The following is a 21,691-nucleotide window of genomic DNA, read 5'->3' as shown; positions in this document are numbered from 1 at the left end:
AGTCCATCAGCAGACGTCTACAACATGCTCCGGGTTGTCCTTGTTTATCCTGAGATCCCTCCCAATACAGGCAATATTGCTCGCACTTGTGCTGCAACACAAACTGAGCTGCATTTAGTTGAGCCTCTAGGATTTGAAATATCAGATCGCTATCTGAAGCGGGCAGGACTAGACTATTGGCCCTTTGTGAACCTTCAAACCCACACTTCCTGGGACGCCTTTGAGCAGGTGCGGCAGCAACAAGGTGGGCGTTCCATTAGCTTCAGTAAATCTGGAACTCATAGCTACTTGCAATTTCAGTTTTGCGAGAATGATTGGCTGATCTTTGGCAGTGAATCCAGTGGTTTACCCCCAGATGTTTTGCAGGACAGCTTTGCCGTTCTTCGCATTCCTATGGCTAATCAACAGGTCAGAAGTTTGAATCTTTCGGTCAGTGCTGCTGTAGGGCTGTTTGAAGCTCGAAGACAGCTAGCGTTAATGACTTAACCTTGAGGCTTTAAAGTCAGTTTTGCGGTAGGCATAGGGCATGCCACCCTTGATTCTGGCAGATTCAAATAACTAGAGTAGGATAGACGAAATATTTTTTCCTCTAATCGACGAATAAGTATTTTTTAATACGTGAGTTTAATTTGGACAGATATCTGTATCTAGATTCAAAACTGAACGAATTTCAAACCGTTTGCTAGCTCCTCTATGTGTTTTTTACGGAGGTATTAGTCACCCTTCAATGAGTTTATATAAGAATTCAGTAGTATCACGCAGGATATACGGGTAGACTCCTGGGCAGATTAATGGAAGCCACTTTATCAGCTCATACCGTTGCTTTCTATTCACTCAGTCATTGTGAACAACGTGAGAGGCTTTTGCTGAACACTCTGAGCGAATGTATTTATTAATACTGTTTGCTGGCCATGGGCAAGGTTCTAATTCAAGCAGGTTAAGCATGCTCCTACTCAAAACTTGTCTATTTTTGAGAAGCAAGGTATTTTTACCTAATACGATTCTTCGCCCGTGACTCTCACTCGAACATTTAAGAACAATGTTATGAGATAATTAAGAGCTTATATTCCAACTCTCAAACGCAGTTCTACACACAGTTCCGTTTCTGCATTATCAGAGACACACTACGCATCTAGGAGGTCCTCATTGAAACGAGAAATTCCGCAGAAGATTGATATCACTTCGTCAGGGGTATCAACTCTCCTTCGTCGAACTCGTTCTGCCAGTGTTCTAGGTTTGATCACGGTCAGTGCCATCGGCGGACTAACAACTGAGCAGACAGCTGTAGCTGCTGTTTCTTCTGCTCATCAAAAAATATCCACCCATACGTCTGTGCAGTTGCCGGACCTGATCGGTTCTCCTCGATATAAGCTATCGGCTTATTCAAACCAGAACCTCTCCAAATCCTCCAGGCTATTTCAACAACGAACTTTGCAGCGTTCATCCTCAGCACTCATTGCATCTGAGCCAAACCTAGGGACTCGGCCCACGACATTGTTGACCCCTAAATCGGTGGGTTCCCTAGCACTTAAATCTGCGCCTCTGGAGTCTGAAGGATCCTCTAAATCATTGGTGTCTAAGGCAGGCGTCTCTTTCACCCAGAGTACCTTGGTCGGGGTTTCTCAGGAGTTGGCTGACGAGCTGATGGCTCCCTTGACCTCTAAAAATCTGTTAGAAGTCATAGATATTCTCGACCTTGACAATATTGAGGAGAGCTTAGAACTCAGCGCATCAGCCATCCTAGAGGTTGAGCCTCTACTGTTGGCTGAATTGCCCAGTCAATCCCTGCTTGATTTAGATGAGCTTCTGCCTTCATCAGATCAGTCTGATGTTGAGTTGAGCGCAGCCTCTATTGCCAACCCATTAGATTTGTCTTCTACCCTTGAGAGCAATACCCAAGCGATTGATTCGCTGGATTCCTCAACCCTGGCAAAAGATAGTACTGAGGAAACAACGGAGGCAGTAGACTCAACAACCGCTTTGGCAGTCCTCCCCGATATCGATTTATCTCAAACGATTATCCCGAACGAGCAAAATTCAGCTCTCATCGATTCGGGAGCGATTGTTCATCAAGTCAAGCCGGGAGAAACCTTAGACGATATCTCTCGTCTCTACCAGGTTTCAGCGACGGAAATTACTAAGGCGAACCGTATTAGTGATCCTGCCTCTATCGGCCCCAAAACTAAGCTACGCATTCCTGCCCATCAATCCCTTTCCTTATCGTTAACGACGGTTCAGGACATTGTTGCTCTCAATGATTCTGAGACAGAGAATAAGCCTAGTGATTTGTTGGGGGAAGGTGAGAAGGCAACAGTTGCAACGTCCAAAGAGCCTAAAGCAACCCAGGACGAAACCCCATCCCTCTCGACTAAAGCCTCTCCACCTGTAGCCATTTTACCGATTCAATCGACTCCAAGTCCGAAGTTGAAGAGTGATGCGACTCAAATTGCGACTCGTAACCTGTTGCCTCAGGTCCCTAGTTTAGAGTTACCCCCTTTATCTTCTGTCGATCGCTATTTACCTAGCCAGATGTTGCCGGGGCCCCAAAAATATTTGTGGCCTGCTAAAGGCGTTCTAACCTCTGGGTTTGGTTGGCGTTGGGGACGACCCCATCGTGGTATTGATATTGCTGCCCCTGTAGGGACACCTGTGATTGCTTCTGCACCGGGTATTGTGACCACTGCGGGCTGGAATCGCTGGGGATATGGCAATCTTGTTGAGATCCGTCACCCCGATGGTAGTTTGACGTTATATGCCCATAACCACCGCATTAAAACGCGCGTAGGACAATCTGTTTACCAAGGTCAACAGATTGCTGAGATGGGGAGCACTGGACTGAGTACTGGCCCTCATACTCATTTTGAACTGCATTCTGCTGGTAAAGGCGCGATTAACCCCGTCCCCTTCCTCAGAAAGCTATAGGTTCTAGAATTCATAAGACATCAAGAAGGCCGTAAGAGATCTCTTACGGCCTTCTTGATATCTTGATTAAGTTAGTCTTCGCTTTTACCTAGAGCGCTTCCCTATTAAGCAGACTAGCAATGCTGTAATGGGAATGCTTAAGAGCAATCTCAGGTGATGCAATTGCAACACCTGAGATTGCAGCTCTGGTTTAGGCAGTTACAGTTTTCTTGGTTGTAGCATCCAACTCACCCTTGGCATATTTGACAGCAAAAATGTCTAGGGGCTGTTGCTTAATCTTGCTGGCCTGTCCAGAAGTACCAAAAGACTCATAACGAGCTAAGCAAACTTGCTTCATGTACTTGATGGAAGGCTTCAGGAAATGACGGGGGTCAAAGTTGCTAGGATCTTTGAATGCGGCTTCCCGAATAGCTGCTGTAATGGCTAAACGATTGTCGGTGTCGATATTGACCTTACGAACACCGCTCTTGATTCCTTTTTGGATTTCCTCTACAGGAACACCATAGGTTTCAGGGATTTTGCCACCGTTTGCATTGATCATATCAATCCACTCTTGAGGCACAGAAGATGATCCGTGCATCACCAAGTGAGTGTTGGGCAAGCGGCTGTGAATTTCTTCAATGCGGCTAATGGCTAGGATTTCACCGGTGGGCTTACGAGAAAACTTATAAGCACCGTGGCTAGTGCCAATGGCAACGGCTAGGGCATCTACTTGAGTCTGCTCAACAAACTCAACGGCTTCGTCGGGGTCAGTGAGTAGCTGGTCGCGGCTGAGAGTTCCTTCAAAACCATGACCATCTTCCTTGTCGCCTTGACCGGTTTCCAAGGAACCTAAGCAACCCAGCTCACCTTCAACGCTGACGCCGATGGCATGAGCGACTTGCACAACGTTACGAGTAACATCAACGTTGTACTCAAAGCTGGCAGGGGTTTTAGCATCTGCTTCCAAGGAGCCATCCATCATGACGCTGGTAAACCCATTTTTCATGGCGGAATAGCATGTGGTAGGGCTATTACCATGGTCTTGGTGCATGGCGATAGGAATATGAGGGTAGGACTCAACCGCAGCTGTAATTAAGTGGCGGAGAAAGTGCTCACCCGCATAGCTACGAGCACCACGAGAAGCTTGCAAGATGACAGGGCTATCTGCCTCTTCTGCAGCTTGCATAATGGAGATGATTTGCTCCATGTTATTTACGTTGTATGCCGGAATGCCGTAGCCGTTTTCAGCGGCATGATCGAGCAAAAGACGCATTGGTACGAGCGCCATAGTTGATCCTCCTAAATGTTGGTCATCGATAAAAAGCGAAAACTGCGCCGAATTCTTACGCTAATCTTTAGATATCCTACCCTGTCTAGCGGGTTGTCCGGTAGCTTAATCTTAAGTCTGGGGTATCGAATTCATAAAAATGGGTCGCCCGGGATTCGAACCCGGAACTAATCGGTTAAAAGCCGAGTACTCTACCGTTGAGTTAGCGACCCCTCTGAGGCCCATGTATCCTAACACAGGAACCCACCCTAACATAACTTGGGACTAGATGTGCAGAGGGAGGCATATTGCAGTCTTTATCTATCACCTGCAGATAACATTTTAAGACTACATGGGCCTGCTAAATGGGGCAAAAGAGTGGGGCAATGGTCCCAAAACCAGCATTTCCTACAGTCGCTCTCACAATAGCGTAAACTAAGGGCTGGCAGTGTTTGAGTAGACCTACATTTTAGAACCTATACAGTAGGGGGTCACTTTTTCTGTGGCTGCCTAATGATTGGATTGCCAGCACTACAGGGCGTATATCTAAAGAGGATCGGGCTTGACTGAAAATGCTGATTCCAGATTACAAGTGGTTTCTCGCAGGGAATTGCGAGAGCTGGTGCGATCTCAACTTTTGATGCTGTTAGAGCAAGGGAATTTGCAAGGTGCTAAAGCTCTGCTCGTTCCGGTTCAGCCTGCAGACATTGCTGAAGCGATTGAAGAGTTACCCGAAGCCCAACAGGCTATTGCCTTTCGTCTTTTGTCCAAGAATGAAGCCATTGAGGTGTATGAGAACCTCAATTCCAATGTTCAGCAATCCCTAGTCGAAGAATTTAAGCGGCAAGACGTCTTAGACATTGTGGATAAGATGTCCCCAGATGATCGAGCCCGTCTGTTTGATGAGCTGCCAGCTAAGGTTGTGAGCCGTTTGCTGGGGCAGCTTAGCCCGATTGAACGGCAGGCTACCGCTTTTCTGTTGGGATATGAGGCAGGAACAGCGGGGCGGATTATGACGCCGGAGTATGTGTCCTTAAAAGAGAACTTAAATGTCTTTCAGGCATTGGAACGCATTCGGAGTCTAGCTCGGTTTACAGAAACGGTTTATTACCTGTATGTGGTGGATATTGCCCGCCACCTGACGGGAATTATTTCTTTGCGGGATTTGGTGACCGCCCAACCAGAGCAGACTATTGGTGAGATCATGACCCGAGATGTGGTGTCTGTGAGTACGGATACCGACCAGGAAGAGGTGGCCCGCACGATCCAACGCTATGATTTTCTAGCGATGCCGGTTGTAGATCGGGAAGAGCGCCTCGTCGGTATTGTCACCGTTGATGATGTTATCGATATTTTTGAAGAAGAAACTACTGAAGATATCTACCGGATGGGAGGGGTGCAATCTGGGGGAGATGATTATTTTCAGACGGATTTACTCACGGTTGCCCGTAGACGGGTGGTGTGGCTATTGGTTTTGCTGTTGACGAACACAGGCACAACTGCAGTGATTCATAGCCAGGAAGATATGCTCAAGAAGGTTGTGGCTCTGTCTAGTTTTATCCCATTGTTAATCGGGACTGGAGGCAATGTAGGTGCCCAGTCTTCAACGGTGGTTATTCGCAGTCTGAATGTGGATCAGCCCCAGGCCAATCATCCGCTATGGGTGATTCAGCGGGAGGCCTCGGCGGGTGCCATTTTAGGCCTAATGTTGGGGGCTATTGTGGTGATTTGGGCCTATTTTCTACAAGGGAGTTTAGCGGTTGCGATCGCAGTCGGTATCAGTCTGATCGCCATCTCGATTTTGGCCTCCGTTGCCGGATCAGCTTTGCCCTTTGTATTTAGGGCGATTGGGTTTGACCCGGCCTTGATGTCAGCACCGTTTATTACCACCGCAGTAGACGTGTTGGGTGTGTTTATCTACTTTGCGGTGGCTCGGTTTATTTTGGAGAGAACTTAAGTCATCCAGGGATGGCTTAACCTCTTTCAGGACGGTCGATTCTCTTAAGACCTAAAATCCAGAACATCCGCCGTTCTACCTCCATTAATTGGCCTGGAATGCTTATGCCAGCGTTGGTTTGGCCCCTTAGACTCTGATGGAGTTGGGCCAGAACTTCCAGCTCGCGAGCCATCACACTAATATCTGGTTCGTCTAAATATAAGCTTTCCAAAACATGATTGAGATCAGATTTCGCATCGGCAATAATCCCTGCTCCTTCAACAATAAAGGACTGTAGTTCACCAGAATAGGTCGCTAGCAGCTTGCGAATGTAATAACAGGTTGTTGTGGTTACATCATTACTGATGCGCTCAGTCGTCGTGGGAGTGGAATAGGTTGTAATCATGGTCATCATCCTTTTTTCAGTGCACGACACTAAGTTGATAACGTATCAACGGTCTGCCAAAAGAATTGAGCATCTAGCTCGGCTTGGGGGGCCATCAGAAACTGGCAACGTTTGCCCTTTGCTTGCCACCAATTCGGCTCAATGACCTCAAAATCACGGTTGACTAAGCCACTAAAAAAGCCAGCGATAATTCCTCCATAGAAGGCGCAATCAGGATGGCGTTCGTCCTGCTTGAGGGTGATGTGAGAGGTGCTCAGTACCTCTAGATAAATATAGGTATCGGATGATTGGGTAGCATCAATCAGTAATTGACCATAATGGGCCAAATAAGACTGGGACCACCAGTCACTTAATACGAGTAGTTGTTCTGGCAACAGATATCGTTGGGTGGGTAAGGCTAATGCGGCAAAATGCTGATGTTCTTGCTGGCCAAGTTCCGTTCCTAACTGATAGGCTTCTTTAGCGGTCAAACCACTTGGAATGACAACTCCCACAGCACTTTGAGCACAATGGTGCTGAGGGGCTTGCTGGAGCAGTTGATTCAGCTGACAGGCAAGACCATTTAACTCTAATAATTGATGGGCATAATCTTCCTGGGTTCCAGATGAGGAAAACAGGAAACTTTTGTTTAAGAGTGATACATATAAATCTGGTTGTGCAATCGAGACATTCGTCGAGTCTGATGCTTGAAAAGTAGCTAGTGTCATAATTCCCCCTATAAAGCCAGCAGATTGCTTTAATGTGCGTTGTCAAACGAAAAGTCACTTAGGTGTGACCTATTCCTAATATATTTGGGGAGAGTAAAGAGAAAAGGGAGAAAGCGGGAAGAAAGCGGGAAGATTTACTGAATCGGCTGCATCCGGTAGCCAACGCCCCGAATTGTTTCGATGAACGTCTTGGGTGCGCCAGCTTCGGTTAGTTTTTGCCGTAACCCTTTGATATGGGCTTTGACGGTTTCTTCGCCAGGGGGATCTTCTAAATCCCAAAGATGACTGATAATAATTTTGCGACTGAGTACCCGCAAGCCACTGCGCAAAAATAGTTCTAGCAGCGAAAATTCCGTGGGGGTTAACTTAACGGGTTGACTGGCATAGGTTACTTCATGGTTTAAGGGATGCAAACAAAGCTCGCCCCAATATAACAAGGGGGAAGGCGTTGCTTTTCCGCGCCTCAGGACGGCACGAATCCGAGCCAACAACTCTGGTAAATCAACGGGTTTAACGAGATAGTCGTCAGCTCCTGCGTCTAAACCCAAAACTTTATCGGTACTGGCATCTCGGGCTGTCATCATCAAGATAGGGATGGTGTAGCCATGGGCACGTAACCGCTGGCATAGCCCCAAGCCATCGAGTTTTGGCAGCATGCAATCGAGCAGGATAATGCCATATTCTGATTCCGTTGCTTGATACCAACCGGCTTCTCCATCATGGACGACATCGACGATATAGCCAGAATCTTCCAGGGCCTCGGCAAAAACGGCTGCCAATGGATAGTCATCTTCTACTAGTAAAAGTCTCATGTCCCCCCTACTATTACGGCTTAAGCTACGGTCTGTCTGAACAGTGGATCAGCTTGGTGCAGATTGGTATGGATCGGCAATCGTACTGTAAACGTGGTGCCAGAAGTCTTGCTTACAAATGAAAGATTACCGCCATGCAGATCAACACATTTTTTGACGATAGCTAATCCCAAGCCCGATCCTTCGATCTCACCGACATTATCACCCCGATGAAAGGCTTCAAATAATTGGGGTTGATTGGCTTTGGGAATACCAATGCCTTGATCGATGATGATTAATTCAATTTGGTCTAAATCTTGCCTTAATTTGACCTGCACCCACTGCTCTGGAGCTGAATACTTGAGAGCGTTTGCCAGCAAATTGTTCAGGATGGACTGGAACAGATCAGGATCTAGGGCGGTTTCAGCAGATAGCCCCGTATAGGCACATCGAATTCTGGGAAGTCCTCCATGGGAGGTTTGCTGAGTATCCAGGATGCGATCGCACATCGTTTTCACACAAACGGGTCGTGGATTGAACTCCCTATGTTGCGCTTCTAACCGGGCAATATCCAAGATATCCGCCAACATCTTTTTCAAATATTGAGCGCTCGTATGGATGCGCTCAATATTCCGTTGTTGCTTGGTGTCTAGGGTCTGGGATTCAGAACTTTCTAGAATCTGAGCTGCCATCAGAATCACACTCAAAGGCGTCCGAAATTCATGGGAAGCCATAGAAAAGAATCGGAGTTTAAGCTCACTTAACTCTTGTTCCTGTTCTAAAGCGCGTTGCATGGCTTCCATTTTCTGCCGCTCGGTCATGTCTCTGGCATTGACCACAATGCCAGAAAATCCGGTGGTATCAGAAAACTGCTGGGCGATCGCTTCTAAAGTACACCAGTGTCCCTCTTGATGTTGCCAACGGATTTCTAGAGGAACGGCAACTTTGCTTGGAGTTGCTAGTACCTCTGCTAATAATTGAGTCACATTAGACTGATCTTGTGGATGGAGTAAATTCACGAGGGATTGTCCATTCAAATCGGTGGGGAAGTATCCCAGATTCCTTTCTACAGAGGGGCTAGAGTAATGAACGATTCCCTGTGGATCGAGTAAAAGGATCAGATCAGACGCATTTTCAATCATGGCTCGAAAGCGACTTTCACTATGTCGCAATGCTTGTTCGGCGTTTTGGCGTTCCTGGATCTGCTTCTCTAACGTTACGGTAACGGCGGTCAGTTCGGCGGTCCGTTCTTGCACCCGTTGCTCCAAAGCGGCATTGAGGGATTCTATTTCTGCCTTGGCAAACTGAATTTCTAGCTGGTTGCGGATCCGGGCGCAGACCTCAGCCATCTCAAAGGGTTTAGAGACATAATCCACGCCACCCACTGCAAATGCTTTAACTTTATCCTCGGTGTCATTGAGAGAACTAATAAAGATCACTGGGATATCCCGAGTGGTCGGATGTTGTTTTAATTGGGTGCAAATATCATATCCAGTCATATCCGGCAAAATGATATCTAACAAAATTAGATCAGGGATCGATGCTTTTATCGCTCTGAGTGCAATTGCCCCATTAATGGCTCGTCGGACTTTATAGTTTTGTTCTGCCAACATTCCAGCTAAGACATTTAGGTTGTCCACGTTGTCATCAACAATCAAAATATTCGCAGTGCTATTTTTCATTGTTCGCGATTTAATCTATTGAAGTTTGTGTCTCCCATATTGTTGGCAATAATAGAGATACTTGCACGGCTAAAGGAACAAACCAGCTTGGATTCTTTCAAGGGTTAGCTAATGCTTTACTGATCTTAAAAAAAAATAGGTAGATATTCCTCCGTATCTTTACTAGAGTTCTCTCCCGTTAAGTGTGCTCCTTTCCCTATCTAGGGTAGAGACTAAAAAAGAAATAAAATATCTGGTTTTGTGAAATATTGCTGGTATAAGACGGTTCTGAATTTAGCTCTTGACGTGGATTTTGATAGGCCTAAATCTTTTGTTGGTAATTCTTTGCAAGTTTGATGTCGGTTATTCAGTCGGTAAGGAAAGATATTTTAAATGGACAAAATAGAGATAAGGATTGTTATAGATTTTCGGATCTGAACTGTATTGAAGATCGGACAAATGATATTAGTGATTTTTGATTTGAAGAGCTGCTTGAGCTAGGTTTACGATTTGATCGAACTGCAGATTTTGGAATAATTTCGTTAAATGTGTGGCTAAGTAAGGATAGTCAGATGTAATCTCTACAAACTGCTGACTCATTTGCTCTTCATCTAGTTCAATGGCTGCTTGGTGGAGTTTAACTAACCACTGTTTGGGGAGTTGGGATAATTGATACTCAATATTTCCCTGGTTCATATTCTGAGAACTAGAGGTATGTAAAGTATTGATATCTTGAGGGCATTCATCATATAGATATTGAATATTTAGATGCTGAGCGAGTACTTCAAAAAGAACACTTTGTTGGTAAGGCTTTCGCAGAAAATCATCACAGCCCGCTTCATAACATTCCTGTTTTGTATCTTCAAAAACACTGGCAGTGAGGGCAATGATAATCGTGTTGTTGAGGGGAGATTTTACCGATGAGCCGGTGATGGTATCTGGAGAGACCTCGGTATTGCTATCAGATACGGTTTGATGTTCTAAAGTGCGAATGGTTTGCGTTGCGTCATATCCATTCATAATGGGCATCTGCCAATCCATCAAAATGACATGGGGATGCCAAGTTTGCCAGCAGGCAACGGCTTGTTGACCATTTACCACTGATTGCACTTCAAACCCGACAGAGGTCATTAAATCAATCACAATCTGGGCATTTTCTGGATTGTCTTCTACGACGAGCATACGAATGTGAGGGTGTCCTGGCGCTAGACTCAGCACCATGGGGACATCTAAGTGATCCACCGATTTAGCCTGGGTTGCCATTACAGGCACCTGGATCTGGACCGTAGTTCCTTGTTCCTCCTTGCTATCAATGAGGATGTTGCCGCCCATCAGCTCAATACAATGTTGGCAAATGGCTAAGCCTAGCCCGGCTCCTTCTGAAGAATTTCGCCCAGCTGAAGCTTGGGTAAATGTTTCAAACAGATTGCCCATTTCAGATTCAGAAATACCGACCCCCGTATCTTCCACATCAATGCAGAGATAGATATTGGGTTGATTTTCTTCGGCCACGGGGGCATCGTCAAGGGTGGGAATTAAATCGGGGGATAGTAACTTTTGGGTATATACCTTAAGAGCAACACTCCCTTGTTCAGTGAACTTGAGGGCATTTGTTAATACATTGATCAAGACTTGCCGCAGTCGACTTTCATCGGTACGAATATAAGGTGGCAAATCCAGGGCTTTATCAACCATTAACGTCAACCCCTTCGATTCCACCTTGAGCAAAAACATTTCTTGGATAGAATCCAATAAATTCATCAAGTCACAGTTCTTGACGTTGAGTGAGACCCGCCCTGCCTCAATTTTGGACATTTCCAAAACATCGTTAATGAGATTCAATAAATGAGAACCACTGCGATTAATTGAGGTAAGGGTTTGTTTTTGCTTGGGAGTTAAATTTTGATCTCGATTGAGAAGCTGGCTAAATCCCAAGATGGCATTGAGGGGAGTCCGTAATTCATGACTCATATTGGCTAAAAAAGCACTTTTGGCCCGATTCGCTGATTCTGCCTTATCCTTGGACATTTGGAGTTGATGCATTAATTCTGCTTGTTGCAAGGCCACACCTAATTGATCGCCAACTCGTCGCAGAAGACTCTGTTCAATGTCGTCCCATTGGTGTGGCGTTTGCTGGCAAGTGACTAACAAGCCCCAAAATCGGTCACCAATAAAGACGGGAACGAGCATATATGCACGAATCTGGAATTGTGCAAGGAAGACTAAGTGTCCTTGGGCGTGGTGTTGCTGATCAATATCAGTCACTAAAGGGATACAGTCTCTGGCATTGTCTGGGGCTGCGTTTAAGTAGACGTCTAGCCAGAGGCTAGCCCCCTTGCCCTCGGCTAAGGGTGTTAGGTGAGCATTGGAAGATTCTAAAAATAATTCCCCCGTCTCTTCAGGGGAATAGGTGTAGACAGCAACGCGATCGCATTTTAGAAACTGCCGAATATCCCGGGTCGTAGCCTTGAAAATATCCTCAATATCGAGATTTTGGTGAATATTTTGAATAATTTGGGTGATGTTCCGCTCATACTGGGCTAACCATGCCTCGCGCTCTTTTTGAGCCTCCACTTGGTTCAGGGCACTTTGTAACTGCTTAGATTTTTCTAGGGCTTGCTCATGCAACTCCGCTTGTTTCAGGGCCACACTGAGCTGATCGGCTAACTTTTGGATGAAATCAATTTCTACAGATTTCCATACCCGAGGTCGTGAACATTGATGAATACATAACAGTCCCCATAGTTTATCTCCTTGGAGCAAAGGGACCACTAACGTCGCTCGGACCTGAAAGCGCTCATAAATCTGGATATGACAGTCACTCAGCCCGGCATCATAGACATCAGCTACTGCAAATACCCGCCCCAACTGATATTTGGTGGCATAATTTTCGCCAAAACTATCATCTTGAACCCGTGCAGCCACCGCAGAGTAATAGACAGGAATGACCTTCTCTGCGACAAAAACACCCTGTTTATAGTCTGTGGCCGGATCGAATTGAAAGATAGCGACTCGATCGACTTGTAGTAAGGTTTGAACTTTATCAACTGCAACTTGAAAAATTGTAGTTGTATCAAGACTTTGGCGAATCTCATGGGTGACCTCTGCCAACAAAATGGCTTGCTGTAATTGCATTTTGAGTTGGGTTGCAGTTGGAAGAGTAAGGTCACTATTTTCTACATTCAATGGTTCTATCGTGGTTTCTTTGGAAGAGTTAGGGATACGAGGAGGTTCAGTTTCAGGAATAATCATTCAAAATAACTCCACCTGCAAGATAATGCTAGACAGGTAATAGATCTCTATAGAAAATAGTGCCCAAAAAAATTTTGAGATACTTATCTCTATTCGAAAACAATATTTTCAAGCGAGGGTCTTATTGAGACCTTATATTGAAAGAAATTTATACTATCTCTAGAAAAAAATTCACTGGTTCTATCTCTGAAATTTCATTCATAAATGAAATTTCAAGTTCCCTAGAAATTGCGTCATGACTATTAAGAAATAGGGGAGCGAAACTCCCAAATAATCTAATCGAGCATGGTGCCATCGGGCATAATTACACGCTCTAGGGTAGCATTTTGCAAATTAACATCTGTTAGATCTGCATCGGTTAAGTTAGTGCCTCGCAAAACGGCCCAGCTTAAGTTGGCTCCCTGTAACTTGGCCCCTTGTAAATCAGTTCCCTGTAACTTAGCCCCTTGAAGATTGGCATTCGTTAAATCTGCATGGCGCAACTGGGCGCTCGTGAGGTTTGCATGGCTCAAACTCGATTTTCTGAGATTACACCATACAAAATTGGCTTCTTGTAAGTCTGCTAAGGTCAAATTAATCCCCGGCAACGCTTCATCCTTGAGGTTGATGCGAGCAAAGTTGCGCTCACCTGCTTCGTACTTTGCTGTTATATCAAGGGCGATTTCACTCGGTAACGGCGCTGCATCAGGTAAAGGAGTAACCGGATGGCTTGCCCCTTCACCACTGCTGTTAGTCGTGGGTTGAGACGTTATAGCTTGAGCATCTAGAATCAGCAAATCTAAAGCCACTTCTTCCATCCAAAACGGCAGCTCTTGACCGAGTTTCTGGCCATAAATAGTCACTGCAGTTAATTCAGGCAATCGTAATTGACTCAAATAATCTCGTAACAGTGGCACCACAATGGACTGCTCAGGGATCTCTGAAGACTCTATGCTGAGCTGTAGCAAATTATTTTTGAAATCAATTTCAGCGACCTTCACGGCCTGTTCAGCTAGCTTTTGATCAATGAGTGTGGTCAGAGCTTCAAGATCACGCTGTTGAGCCAGTTGCACTAATTGGTCTTGATAACTGAATTGAGGAGTTTGGGCCGTTTCTGCCGGCTCATAGTCTTTAGACGCCTGACTTTCATCTGATACTTGGTTTAAAGATTTGAGATTCATAAGGTCTGCACAATTGCACTCATTTTTCTGACTTGTGAAAATAAATCAGTCTGTTTATATAGACAAAATTTTCTCAACAAGAAAATAATGACATCATCAATCTTTGATGGATGTCCCGTGGTGAAACCAAGTTGGTTCAGTCAAACTACTCCCCTGGTTCTCTGAATGCTGAACTTGGCTGTGATTTTGGACAAGATAGCATGTTTTATTGTCTATCAAGCTTTTTGCGGTGCCTCAATACATCTATTCTGATCTTGAGTCACCATACTGAAAAAAGATAACCTGAAATTTAGTTGTCGTCTTCAAATTAGGTTTTGATCCAAAAAAACATGAGAAGTATGCCAGCACCTGCTATCTAGCTTGTTGATGGGGACCAATCACTATCCTTATTTACAATAAGAAAATTTATATTAAGCCCAATGTAAAGGACTCTATATTTTTGGATCACTTCTTACAAAAAAAGCTGCCTTTGTAGGCAGCTTTTTTTGTAAACTGTTCTGACTTCAGCCTAGAACTATTGTCTAGACATCGTAGTACAAGGACAACTCATAGGGATGAGGACGTAACCGCATGGGGTTGACCTCATTATCGAGTTTGTACTCAATCCAGTTCTCAATGAAGTCTTTGGTAAATACACCGGAATCGACCAGAAAGCTATGATCATTTTGCAATGCTTCTAAGGCTTCTAAAAGGGAACCCGGTGTAGAAGGAATCTTGGCTAGCTCTTCAGGACTGAGATCATAAATGTCTACATCTAAGGAGCTGCCTGGATCAATTTGGTTTTTAATCCCATCAATACCCGCACAAAGCATAGCAGCAAAGGCTAGGTATGGGTTACAAGTGGCATCTGGACAACGGAATTCTAGACGCTTTGCTTTGGGATTGGGACCCGAAAGCGGAATTCGGATGGATGCAGAGCGATTACCTTGAGAGTAGGCCAAGTTGACGGGAGCTTCAAATCCAGGAACCAATCGCTTATAGGAGTTGGTTGTGGGATTTGTCAGTGCTAATAATGCTGGTGCATGTTTGAGGATGCCACCGATGTAATGCAACGCCATCTGGCTCAGGTTGGCATAGCTATCTCCCCAGAATAGAGGCTGTCCTGATTTCCAAATAGACTGGTGGGTATGCATTCCAGACCCGTTGTCGTTGAACAAGGGCTTGGGCATGAAGGTGGCTGATTTGCCATATTTCTTGGCAACGTTCTTGACGCAATACTTATAGATCATCAAGCTGTCTCCCGACTCGATGATCGGTTGAAACTTGATGCCCAGTTCACATTGGCCGCCAGTGGCAACTTCGTGGTGGTGTTTTTCAATGGGCACCCCGCACTTGGCCATCGTCAAGAGCATTTCCGTCCGCATATCTTGCAGGGTATCGGTGGGAGCAACGGGGAAATAGCCTTCCTTATAGCGAGGCTTATAGCCTAAGTTGCCGCCTTCCTCAATGGCTCCAGAGTTCCAACGACCTTCTTTGGTATCTACATAGTAGTAAGCAGAATTTTCAGTTTGGTCAAAGCGAACATCTTCGAAGATGAAGAATTCAGCTTCAGGGCCAAAGAATGCGGTATCGCCAATTCCTGTGCTAGCTAGATAATCCAATGCTTTTTGAGCAATGGAGCGAGGACAGCGATCGTAAGGTTCTTTGGTACGAGGCTCTTGAATGCTACAAATCATGCTGAGCGTTGGCTCTTCCATGAACGGATCGATCCAAGCTGTATTCGGATCGGGCACCATAGCCATGTCCGATTCATTGATGGCTTTCCACCCCCGGATACTAGAACCATCAAAGGCAACACCGTCGGTGAAGCTACTTTCGTCAATTTGATCCTGATAAAGGGTCAGGTGTTGCCAAATACCTGGCATATCAATGAATTTGAGATCAACGACTTGGATATTGTCGTTTTTAATCCAATTCAGAATGTCCTGGGGGGATTGGGCCATGGATTACTCCTTAACAGTAAATAGCAAGCTCAAGGGCATTCCCTGGGGTAGAGATGTTACCAAGCTCATAAAAAGTGGTCAAACAAAAAATGCTCAGGGTGAGTCAAGCCAAGGATTTAGCCTAATATCCTAAAAGACTAGATCACAGGAATTTTGTATCAAAAAATACAGTTTTGTTTCTCCCTGCTTTTTGTTCAAGAAAGAAACTCCAGAATTGCCATTAACACAATGGATGAGCATTTCTAAAGTCTTGCTTTAATTTTTTTATGCCGTCAGGAAAATTAATTTTTACCGAGCCCACCAAAATCTGACCCGATCCAAATATATTGGGTGGGGTTCCATACGGGCTAGAGACATGTTGCTGCGAGGCTGAGCTTAAGGAGTCAGGTGCATACCCCGATTAGAGAACCTTATGGGTATGGGAATGCTGTTTGACATTGTCTTCGGTGCTGACTGCGCGATCTGCATTGAGCATTCGCTTCCGCTCTGTGGAGAAGTTGAAGTCTGTTTTCACAGCTCCTGGTGCTAGGTGTGCTTGGGCAACAGGGCGTGACCGATAGCTGCGGGCTGTTGCTTGGAGGCGAAAAGAAAACTCATCACAGAATTGGGCTTCAGCTGGAAATCCTGAAGGTGCATGAGGTGTTTCATTTGACCAAGCTGCTCCTACTGTGGTTGCTACTGCCATTTCGTAGGAGGTAGGAATTCCTTTGAGGATCGCTTCTAGGGCAGCGGAGGGAATCGGCTCTACAATTTTGACGGGATGCAGCTTATTGTCTTTTTTGACAAAGCAGGTCGCTAGACCGATGACAACATAATCATCAGCAGCAACTTCATTGGCAGAGGAAGTTTCAGTGGTCATAGAAAATCTTAAAAAATTGCGACAGAAATTTTACTAAGTAGCCTTATTTTATGGGCTTCTGGGTCGGAATCCATTGGATGTCATTGAACGTAATCAAGCCGGTCTCCTATCGCGCTGCCGACGAACCTCGTAGAGGAGAAGCGCTGCTGCGATCGCAGCATTTAAGGACTCCACCCCAGGAGCAATGGGGATATTGACCTGGTGATCGGCCAAATCCAAAACAGGCTGGGATAAGCCTGCTCCTTCATTCCCAATCAAGATCAAGGTCGGTCGTCGATAATCCACCTGCCAAAAGGTCTGGGATGCATCGGGAACGGTGGCAATGAGCTGGATGCCCTGCCGTTGATACTCTTGTAAGGCGGTGATGAAGGTATCCGTTGCCCACTTAGGAAGATGAAACCAGGCTCCGGCTGAGGCCCGCAATACTTTGGGACTTTCAAGAGCTGCACACTGTTGATTCAACAACAGCCCTTCCACCTGAGTCGCCACAGACGTTCGAATTAAAGTCCCCAAATTTCCAGGATCTTGAATGGTTTCTAGGGCTAATCCTAAGGTCTGAATGGGCAAAGATGTCGTTGCTGGCTTACTGACTACGGCCACCACTCCATCTGGATGTACAGTTGTCGCGGTGGCTTGCAATACCTCTGGACTAACCTGCTCTAATCGAGCCGCGTGGTCTTGAATCTGCTGCCATAATTGGGGATATTTGGCTTGCCATCTAGCCGTATAGCAGACAATCTCAAAAGACCAATGTTGCTCCCAGGCAGACTGGAGTAAATGGGTGCCTTCTAGCAGCAGCTTGCCCTGCTGGCGACGATGTTTAACTTGCTGCAACTTCCGCATTTGTTTAATCAGCGGATTTTGCAAGCTTGTAATCATGGTGTGTATCCAATGCGGAACCCGGGACTTGAACCCGGATGTCTTTGCAGACACTAGGACCTGAACCTAGCGCGTCTACCAATTCCGCCAGTTCCGCTGGCTGTGCATTAACTGCGATTCACTATCATTCAACACATTATGGCAATCCGTCAACTCTATTCCACGAAAACCTGAATAAAGCCTATTCAGTAGGTCTATAGTTTCAAATCCTTTGCTACCCGATGGGCACAGGCAAACCCCGAAAATGCAACGGCGTTTAAGCCCTGGCCTGGAAAGGTACTATCCCCGACGCAGTATAAGCCTGGAATGGCAGTGCGGTTAAAGGGCATGCCCACTAGCCCCCAGAGTTGACGGCTGGGGATGGGGCCATAGGTACCATCCTGACGGCCGAGAAAGCGACGGTGGGTGCGAGGTGTGCCCACTTCCATATGGTGAATGTGCTGGCCTAGATTGGGGATGATTTGCTGTAATCGGGTAATGAGTGTCTGAGCAGCCTCTTGTTTTTGGGTGTGGTATTGGGTTTGCGATCGCACCTGCCAAGCCTTGACCCAACTCGGTGTAAAGGCATGGACAATATGATGCCCAGGTGGAGCTAAAGAAGGGTCGAGCAGGGTGGGGATAGATACAAAGACCGTCGCTCCAGGTTCAGCCATCTCATCCCAGTTGTTCAACAAAATATGATGACAGTCTAGGTCTGCAGGGAGTGCCTCTGCTTTAACCCCCAAATGCAGACTCAAAAAGCTGGGAGATTTTGTGTAGCGTTGTCGCCACTTTTTTTCTGCTGGCGGAACTTCATCTAATAAATTGCCAAAGGTGTCCCAGCGGGTGGCGTTAGAAATAATCTGCTTGCCGCGATAGGTTTCTCCCGTGGCTAGCTGAACCCCAACGGCTGTTCCCTGCTCCAACACAATTTTATTGACCCGAGCCCGATAGCGAATCTGGCTCCCGGCTGCCTCTAACCCTTCAACCAACTTGAGGGCAATTTGACCCACGCCACCCTTGGGATAATTCACCCCGCCATAATGGCGATCGGAAAAGACCATGCCAGCATTGATCATCGGCGTTTGGGCTGCTGGTACTACTGACCAGCAATAACACTCCATATCAATAAAGTTGAGAAGAATAGGGTCTTTGATATACCGCCGAGCATAGTCTCCTACATTACGGGGTAAATACTGCAATAGCCGAAAGCAGCTGCCCGGATGGTGCCAAAAAGACCGGGCTAAGTAACCCAATTCTTCTAAAGACAGTAACTCCATACTGTTGAGACTATTAAAAATTTGCCAGCAGGTGTCGTAAAACTGACGAATGCCACGGCGCTCATGGGGGAAAAGTGAAATCAACTCTTGCAAATACTTCTCATAGTCTCGGTGCACCTTGAGATCTAAGTTTTGGGGGAGATGGTAGTGGATTTGGACGGGGGTCAGGAAGGGTCTCAAGGTGCTGATCAACGGCGGCTAAGGCCCTGGTTAACAAGTTGGTCGTACCGCGATCACCGAACCCAAAAATCATGGAAGCCCCAACATCAAACCGATAGCCATTACGCTCAAAGTAACCCGCACTTCCTCCTGGAATGAGGTAGCGTTCCAAAACCAATACCTTTGCCCCTTTAGCAGCTAATTGCGTAGCTGTTACTAAGCCTCCGATCCCTGAGCCAATAACAATGGCATCATAGGCCTGATTAGGAACGTTATTTAAGGAAGATGGCATGGGCAAAGGTCAGGAAAATATGGGGAGTTGTCTCTTTCATTATCCTGCCTGCAAGAGAAACTTATCTAGATTTTTATTGCTGTTGTAGACCCTCAAAAAAAATGGAACCAAGCTGCGCTAACGCCTTGGCCCCACCTGCCGAATCCTCTGAGAGGAGAACACATGAATAAATATAGAACAGTTAATCACTAATTGCAATTAATTCTCAATAAATTTTTGAAGGTCTGTGCTTCAGTACCTATTGCAACGGATTAAAAAGCGTATGATAGTTCAGGTTCGAGAACGAACTGCTTTGCTCCCAACCTGCTTTAGTAACCATATGGCGCTTCAACTTCGGGTATATGTTCCTCCTCATCCTTTAATTAAGCATTGGTTGGCGGTGGCCCGCGATCGTAATACACCTGGGGTGATGTTTCGGACCGCGATGACAGAGCTAGGGCGATGGCTAACTTATGAAGCCATGCGGGAATGGTTCCCTTTGATTGAAACGACTGTGGAGACGCCCCTAGGGCCTGCCGCCGCTGCTGTGATCAATCCTGAACTGCCAGTCGCTGTTGTTCCCATTCTTAGGGCCGGACTGACGTTATTGGATGGGGCACAAAGTGTTATCCCTAGAGCCGCTACTTATCACTTGGGGTTAGCTCGCGATGAAGAAACCCTCCAACCTCACTGTTATTTGAATAAACTTCCGGATCAGTTTCTGCCCCAGACTCGTATTTTGATCACAGAGCCGATGCTAGCCACGGGGGGGTCGATTATGACCACCATGCAGGAACTCACCCAGCGCCAAGCCGATCCAGAATTGGTTCGGATTATCTCCGTCGTGGCAGCCCCCCCAGCGCTTAAACAATTGGGTGAAAACTATCCGAGTTTACAAATCTATACTGCGACCATTGATGAAGGCTTGAACGAGCAAGGGTTCATTGTTCCTGGGTTAGGAGATGCGGGCGATCGCGCCTTTGAAACTGCTTAGGTGAATTTAGAGCATGTTGGGTATCCCCATGGTGGAGGATTGCCGTTCAAGAGGATCGGCAATCTCGCAATCTCACCGTATACCCTGACTACAAATCATCCGCTAAACTGATGGATATCAGTATCGATCTACTTGTACGGCTAACCCCACATATATCACCATGGCAGCAACCGAAATTACAGCATTAATTGCTAGCAGTCTCGCAACATTTTTACAAATTTACTTTGCTCTATTAATCATTCGGATTTTGCTAAGTTGGTTCCCCAATATTGATTGGAGTAGTGCACCCTTTTCGGTTTTGAGTCAGCTTACTGATCCCTATCTCAATATTTTTCGTTCCATCATTCCGCCTTTAGGTGGAATCGACTTTTCTCCGATCTTAGCAATCTTTCTATTGCAGTTCTTACAGCAAGCTATGACTGGGATTGCTTTGTAAAACAGCTTGATAAGCCTCCGTTCTTCTGGCAAGAGGAGGATGCTGTATCATGTTGAAAAATCTATAGGTCTACTAAATACCCTGAGTTCTAGATAAGGTGAACTCAGGGTATTTGAGTTAAAGTCTAAATCTCAACTAGCGGACTTTGGCGGTAAAACCGCTTGCCTTGAACTTCTCAAGTTTTAAGGGCGTTACTAGAGCATCGGGCACACTCACTCTGAGCTCAAATGTGCCTTCTCCAGGGTCAACAATATCAATGGCTCCCAGCCGTCCCCGGTTCTCCATGGCAGGGTTGTTGTTTGCATCAAAGATGCGGCCAAATACGTCTGCATCCATCACAGGTTTACCGGATTTGTTGACCGTTGTCCCTGAAATGATAAAACAGTTGGCCAATTGCATGATGGGACCGCCACTGGTTACCGTTCCCTTGCCAACATCAGGGGAACATTCAGCGTAGGTCAGATCCTTGAGCTCAATTTGGGTTACTGCAAGGGCAGGTGGGCTGATAAAACTGCTGATGAGCAATGCAAACGCCACACAGAAACAGGCAAACTTGACACGTAAAGACATAGTGGTTGATTTCATCTGATTAATCATTGAAAACGGTTTGGCTAACTATCTGTCCCAGTGCATTTGCTTGGCTCCCACTTGTGGTGGGCAATGGTGTTGGATCGAACGCTCGCAAAACAGCAAATAGAACAGAGGTAGACACATATAGTATCTACCTCCAGCATTCTATCGTTATCTGTAGTTGTAATTGAGTACAGCCCTAAGTAAGGCCAACAGGATAGAAGAGAGAGTTGATGT

Annotated in this window: 16 protein-coding genes, 2 tRNA genes and 1 pseudogene; 5 read left to right on the top strand and 14 right to left on the bottom strand. The window is 46.0% G+C overall.

Translation table 11 applies throughout. The features are described from left to right. Positions 1 to 24 precede the first annotated feature (24 nt). On the top strand, positions 25 to 486 hold the full coding sequence (locus HRE53_RS05750; protein WP_212662606.1) for a tRNA (cytidine(34)-2'-O)-methyltransferase: 462 nt from the start codon (positions 25 to 27) through the stop codon (positions 484 to 486). A gap of 660 nt (positions 487 to 1,146) precedes the next feature. Beyond that, positions 1,147 to 2,922, top strand: coding sequence for a M23 family metallopeptidase (locus HRE53_RS05745; RefSeq protein WP_235109418.1), 1,776 nt, complete (start codon positions 1,147 to 1,149; stop codon positions 2,920 to 2,922). Positions 2,923 to 3,112: 190 nt separating this feature from the next. On the opposite strand, the gene fba is transcribed toward HRE53_RS05745, so the two are convergent. Both fba and HRE53_RS05735 read right to left on the bottom strand, forming a co-directional pair. Next, positions 3,113 to 4,192 carry a class II fructose-bisphosphate aldolase gene (fba, locus tag HRE53_RS05740; RefSeq protein ID WP_212662605.1) on the bottom strand — a complete coding sequence of 360 codons (1,080 nt, stop codon included), beginning with the start codon at positions 4,190 to 4,192 and terminating at the stop codon, positions 3,113 to 3,115. A 140-nt stretch (positions 4,193 to 4,332) separates the two neighbouring features. Continuing rightward, positions 4,333 to 4,404, bottom strand: a tRNA-Lys gene (locus HRE53_RS05735). A 329-nt stretch (positions 4,405 to 4,733) separates the two neighbouring features. Here HRE53_RS05735 and mgtE point away from each other — a divergent pair. Further along, positions 4,734 to 6,128, top strand: a complete 1,395-nt coding sequence (mgtE, locus tag HRE53_RS05730) for a magnesium transporter (RefSeq protein WP_212662604.1) — start codon at positions 4,734 to 4,736, stop codon at positions 6,126 to 6,128. Positions 6,129 to 6,144: 16 nt separating this feature from the next. Here mgtE and HRE53_RS05725 read toward each other — a convergent pair whose 3' ends face one another. The 11 genes and pseudogenes from HRE53_RS05725 to crtH all read right to left on the bottom strand — a co-directional run bounded on the left by HRE53_RS05725 (position 6,145) and on the right by crtH (position 19,475). After that, a complete protein-coding gene (locus HRE53_RS05725; RefSeq protein ID WP_212662603.1) occupies positions 6,145 to 6,513 on the bottom strand; it encodes a hypothetical protein in 369 nt (122 codons plus the stop codon). A 29-nt stretch (positions 6,514 to 6,542) separates the two neighbouring features. Continuing rightward, a complete protein-coding gene (locus HRE53_RS05720) occupies positions 6,543 to 7,220 on the bottom strand; it encodes a hypothetical protein (protein WP_212662602.1) in 678 nt (225 codons plus the stop codon). 134 nt (positions 7,221 to 7,354) lie between these two features. Beyond that, the gene (locus HRE53_RS05715; RefSeq protein ID WP_212662601.1) at positions 7,355 to 8,032 is read right to left on the bottom strand and encodes a response regulator transcription factor; all 678 of its coding nucleotides are present in this window, start codon (positions 8,030 to 8,032) and stop codon (positions 7,355 to 7,357) included. Between the two features lie 20 nt (positions 8,033 to 8,052). Then, entirely contained in the window at positions 8,053 to 9,693 is a 1,641-nt protein-coding gene (locus HRE53_RS05710; RefSeq protein WP_212662600.1) for an ATP-binding protein, read from the bottom strand. Positions 9,694 to 10,137: 444 nt separating this feature from the next. Further along, positions 10,138 to 12,924: a GAF domain-containing protein gene (locus HRE53_RS05705; RefSeq protein WP_235109416.1), complete on the bottom strand. Its 2,787-nt coding sequence runs from the start codon at positions 12,922 to 12,924 to the stop codon at positions 10,138 to 10,140. A gap of 275 nt (positions 12,925 to 13,199) precedes the next feature. Then, positions 13,200 to 14,084, bottom strand: coding sequence for a pentapeptide repeat-containing protein (locus HRE53_RS05700; RefSeq protein WP_235109414.1), 885 nt, complete (start codon positions 14,082 to 14,084; stop codon positions 13,200 to 13,202). A 521-nt stretch (positions 14,085 to 14,605) separates the two neighbouring features. After that, complete coding sequence (gene glnA, locus HRE53_RS05695; RefSeq protein ID WP_212662597.1) at positions 14,606 to 16,027, bottom strand: type I glutamate--ammonia ligase; 1,422 nt, start codon at positions 16,025 to 16,027, stop codon at positions 14,606 to 14,608. A 400-nt stretch (positions 16,028 to 16,427) separates the two neighbouring features. Beyond that, positions 16,428 to 16,886 carry a hypothetical protein gene (locus HRE53_RS05690; RefSeq protein WP_212662596.1) on the bottom strand — a complete coding sequence of 153 codons (459 nt, stop codon included), beginning with the start codon at positions 16,884 to 16,886 and terminating at the stop codon, positions 16,428 to 16,430. A gap of 93 nt (positions 16,887 to 16,979) precedes the next feature. Continuing rightward, positions 16,980 to 17,765: an RNA methyltransferase gene (locus HRE53_RS05685; RefSeq protein WP_235109412.1), complete on the bottom strand. Its 786-nt coding sequence runs from the start codon at positions 17,763 to 17,765 to the stop codon at positions 16,980 to 16,982. Positions 17,766 to 17,778: 13 nt separating this feature from the next. Continuing rightward, positions 17,779 to 17,862 (bottom strand) — tRNA-Leu (locus tag HRE53_RS05680). Between the two features lie 97 nt (positions 17,863 to 17,959). After that, positions 17,960 to 19,475: pseudogene (gene crtH, locus HRE53_RS05675) on the bottom strand (carotenoid isomerase). A 319-nt stretch (positions 19,476 to 19,794) separates the two neighbouring features. On the opposite strand from crtH, the gene upp reads away from it, so the two are divergent. After that, on the top strand, positions 19,795 to 20,448 hold the full coding sequence (gene upp, locus HRE53_RS05670; protein WP_212662593.1) for a uracil phosphoribosyltransferase: 654 nt from the start codon (positions 19,795 to 19,797) through the stop codon (positions 20,446 to 20,448). A gap of 160 nt (positions 20,449 to 20,608) precedes the next feature. Further along, positions 20,609 to 20,884: a YggT family protein gene (locus HRE53_RS05665; protein WP_235109410.1), complete on the top strand. Its 276-nt coding sequence runs from the start codon at positions 20,609 to 20,611 to the stop codon at positions 20,882 to 20,884. A gap of 135 nt (positions 20,885 to 21,019) precedes the next feature. Here the strand turns inward: HRE53_RS05665 and HRE53_RS05660 are convergent, their stop codons facing one another. Then, positions 21,020 to 21,481, bottom strand: coding sequence for a hypothetical protein (locus HRE53_RS05660; protein WP_212662591.1), 462 nt, complete (start codon positions 21,479 to 21,481; stop codon positions 21,020 to 21,022). Positions 21,482 to 21,691 lie beyond the last annotated feature (210 nt).

The organism is Acaryochloris sp. 'Moss Beach' (genome assembly GCF_021497025.1).
Classification (GTDB): Bacteria; Cyanobacteriota; Cyanobacteriia; order Thermosynechococcales; family Thermosynechococcaceae; genus Acaryochloris; species Acaryochloris marina_A.
This window is presented reverse-complemented; position numbering and strand designations above follow the sequence as displayed.

Bases quoted from the DNA above. Each gene is read 5' to 3' on its own strand.
- HRE53_RS05750 (WP_212662606.1), top strand. From the start codon at position 25: ATGCTCCGGGTTGTCCTTGTTTATCCTGAGATCCCTCCCAATACAGGC.
- fba (WP_212662605.1), bottom strand. From the start codon at position 4,192: ATGGCGCTCGTACCAATGCGTCTTTTGCTCGATCATGCCGCTGAAAAC.
- HRE53_RS05725 (WP_212662603.1), bottom strand. From the start codon at position 6,513: ATGATTACAACCTATTCCACTCCCACGACGACTGAGCGCATCAGTAAT.
- HRE53_RS05720 (WP_212662602.1), bottom strand. From the start codon at position 7,220: ATGACACTAGCTACTTTTCAAGCATCAGACTCGACGAATGTCTCGATT.
- HRE53_RS05715 (WP_212662601.1), bottom strand. From the start codon at position 8,032: ATGAGACTTTTACTAGTAGAAGATGACTATCCATTGGCAGCCGTTTTT.
- HRE53_RS05710 (WP_212662600.1), bottom strand. From the start codon at position 9,693: ATGAAAAATAGCACTGCGAATATTTTGATTGTTGATGACAACGTGGAC.
- HRE53_RS05705 (WP_235109416.1), bottom strand. From the start codon at position 12,924: ATGATTATTCCTGAAACTGAACCTCCTCGTATCCCTAACTCTTCCAAA.
- HRE53_RS05700 (WP_235109414.1), bottom strand. From the start codon at position 14,084: ATGAATCTCAAATCTTTAAACCAAGTATCAGATGAAAGTCAGGCGTCT.
- glnA (WP_212662597.1), bottom strand. From the start codon at position 16,027: ATGGCCCAATCCCCCCAGGACATTCTGAATTGGATTAAAAACGACAAT.
- HRE53_RS05690 (WP_212662596.1), bottom strand. From the start codon at position 16,886: ATGACCACTGAAACTTCCTCTGCCAATGAAGTTGCTGCTGATGATTAT.
- HRE53_RS05685 (WP_235109412.1), bottom strand. From the start codon at position 17,765: ATGATTACAAGCTTGCAAAATCCGCTGATTAAACAAATGCGGAAGTTG.
- upp (WP_212662593.1), top strand. From the start codon at position 19,795: ATGGCGCTTCAACTTCGGGTATATGTTCCTCCTCATCCTTTAATTAAG.
- HRE53_RS05665 (WP_235109410.1), top strand. From the start codon at position 20,609: ATGGCAGCAACCGAAATTACAGCATTAATTGCTAGCAGTCTCGCAACA.
- HRE53_RS05660 (WP_212662591.1), bottom strand. From the start codon at position 21,481: ATGATTAATCAGATGAAATCAACCACTATGTCTTTACGTGTCAAGTTT.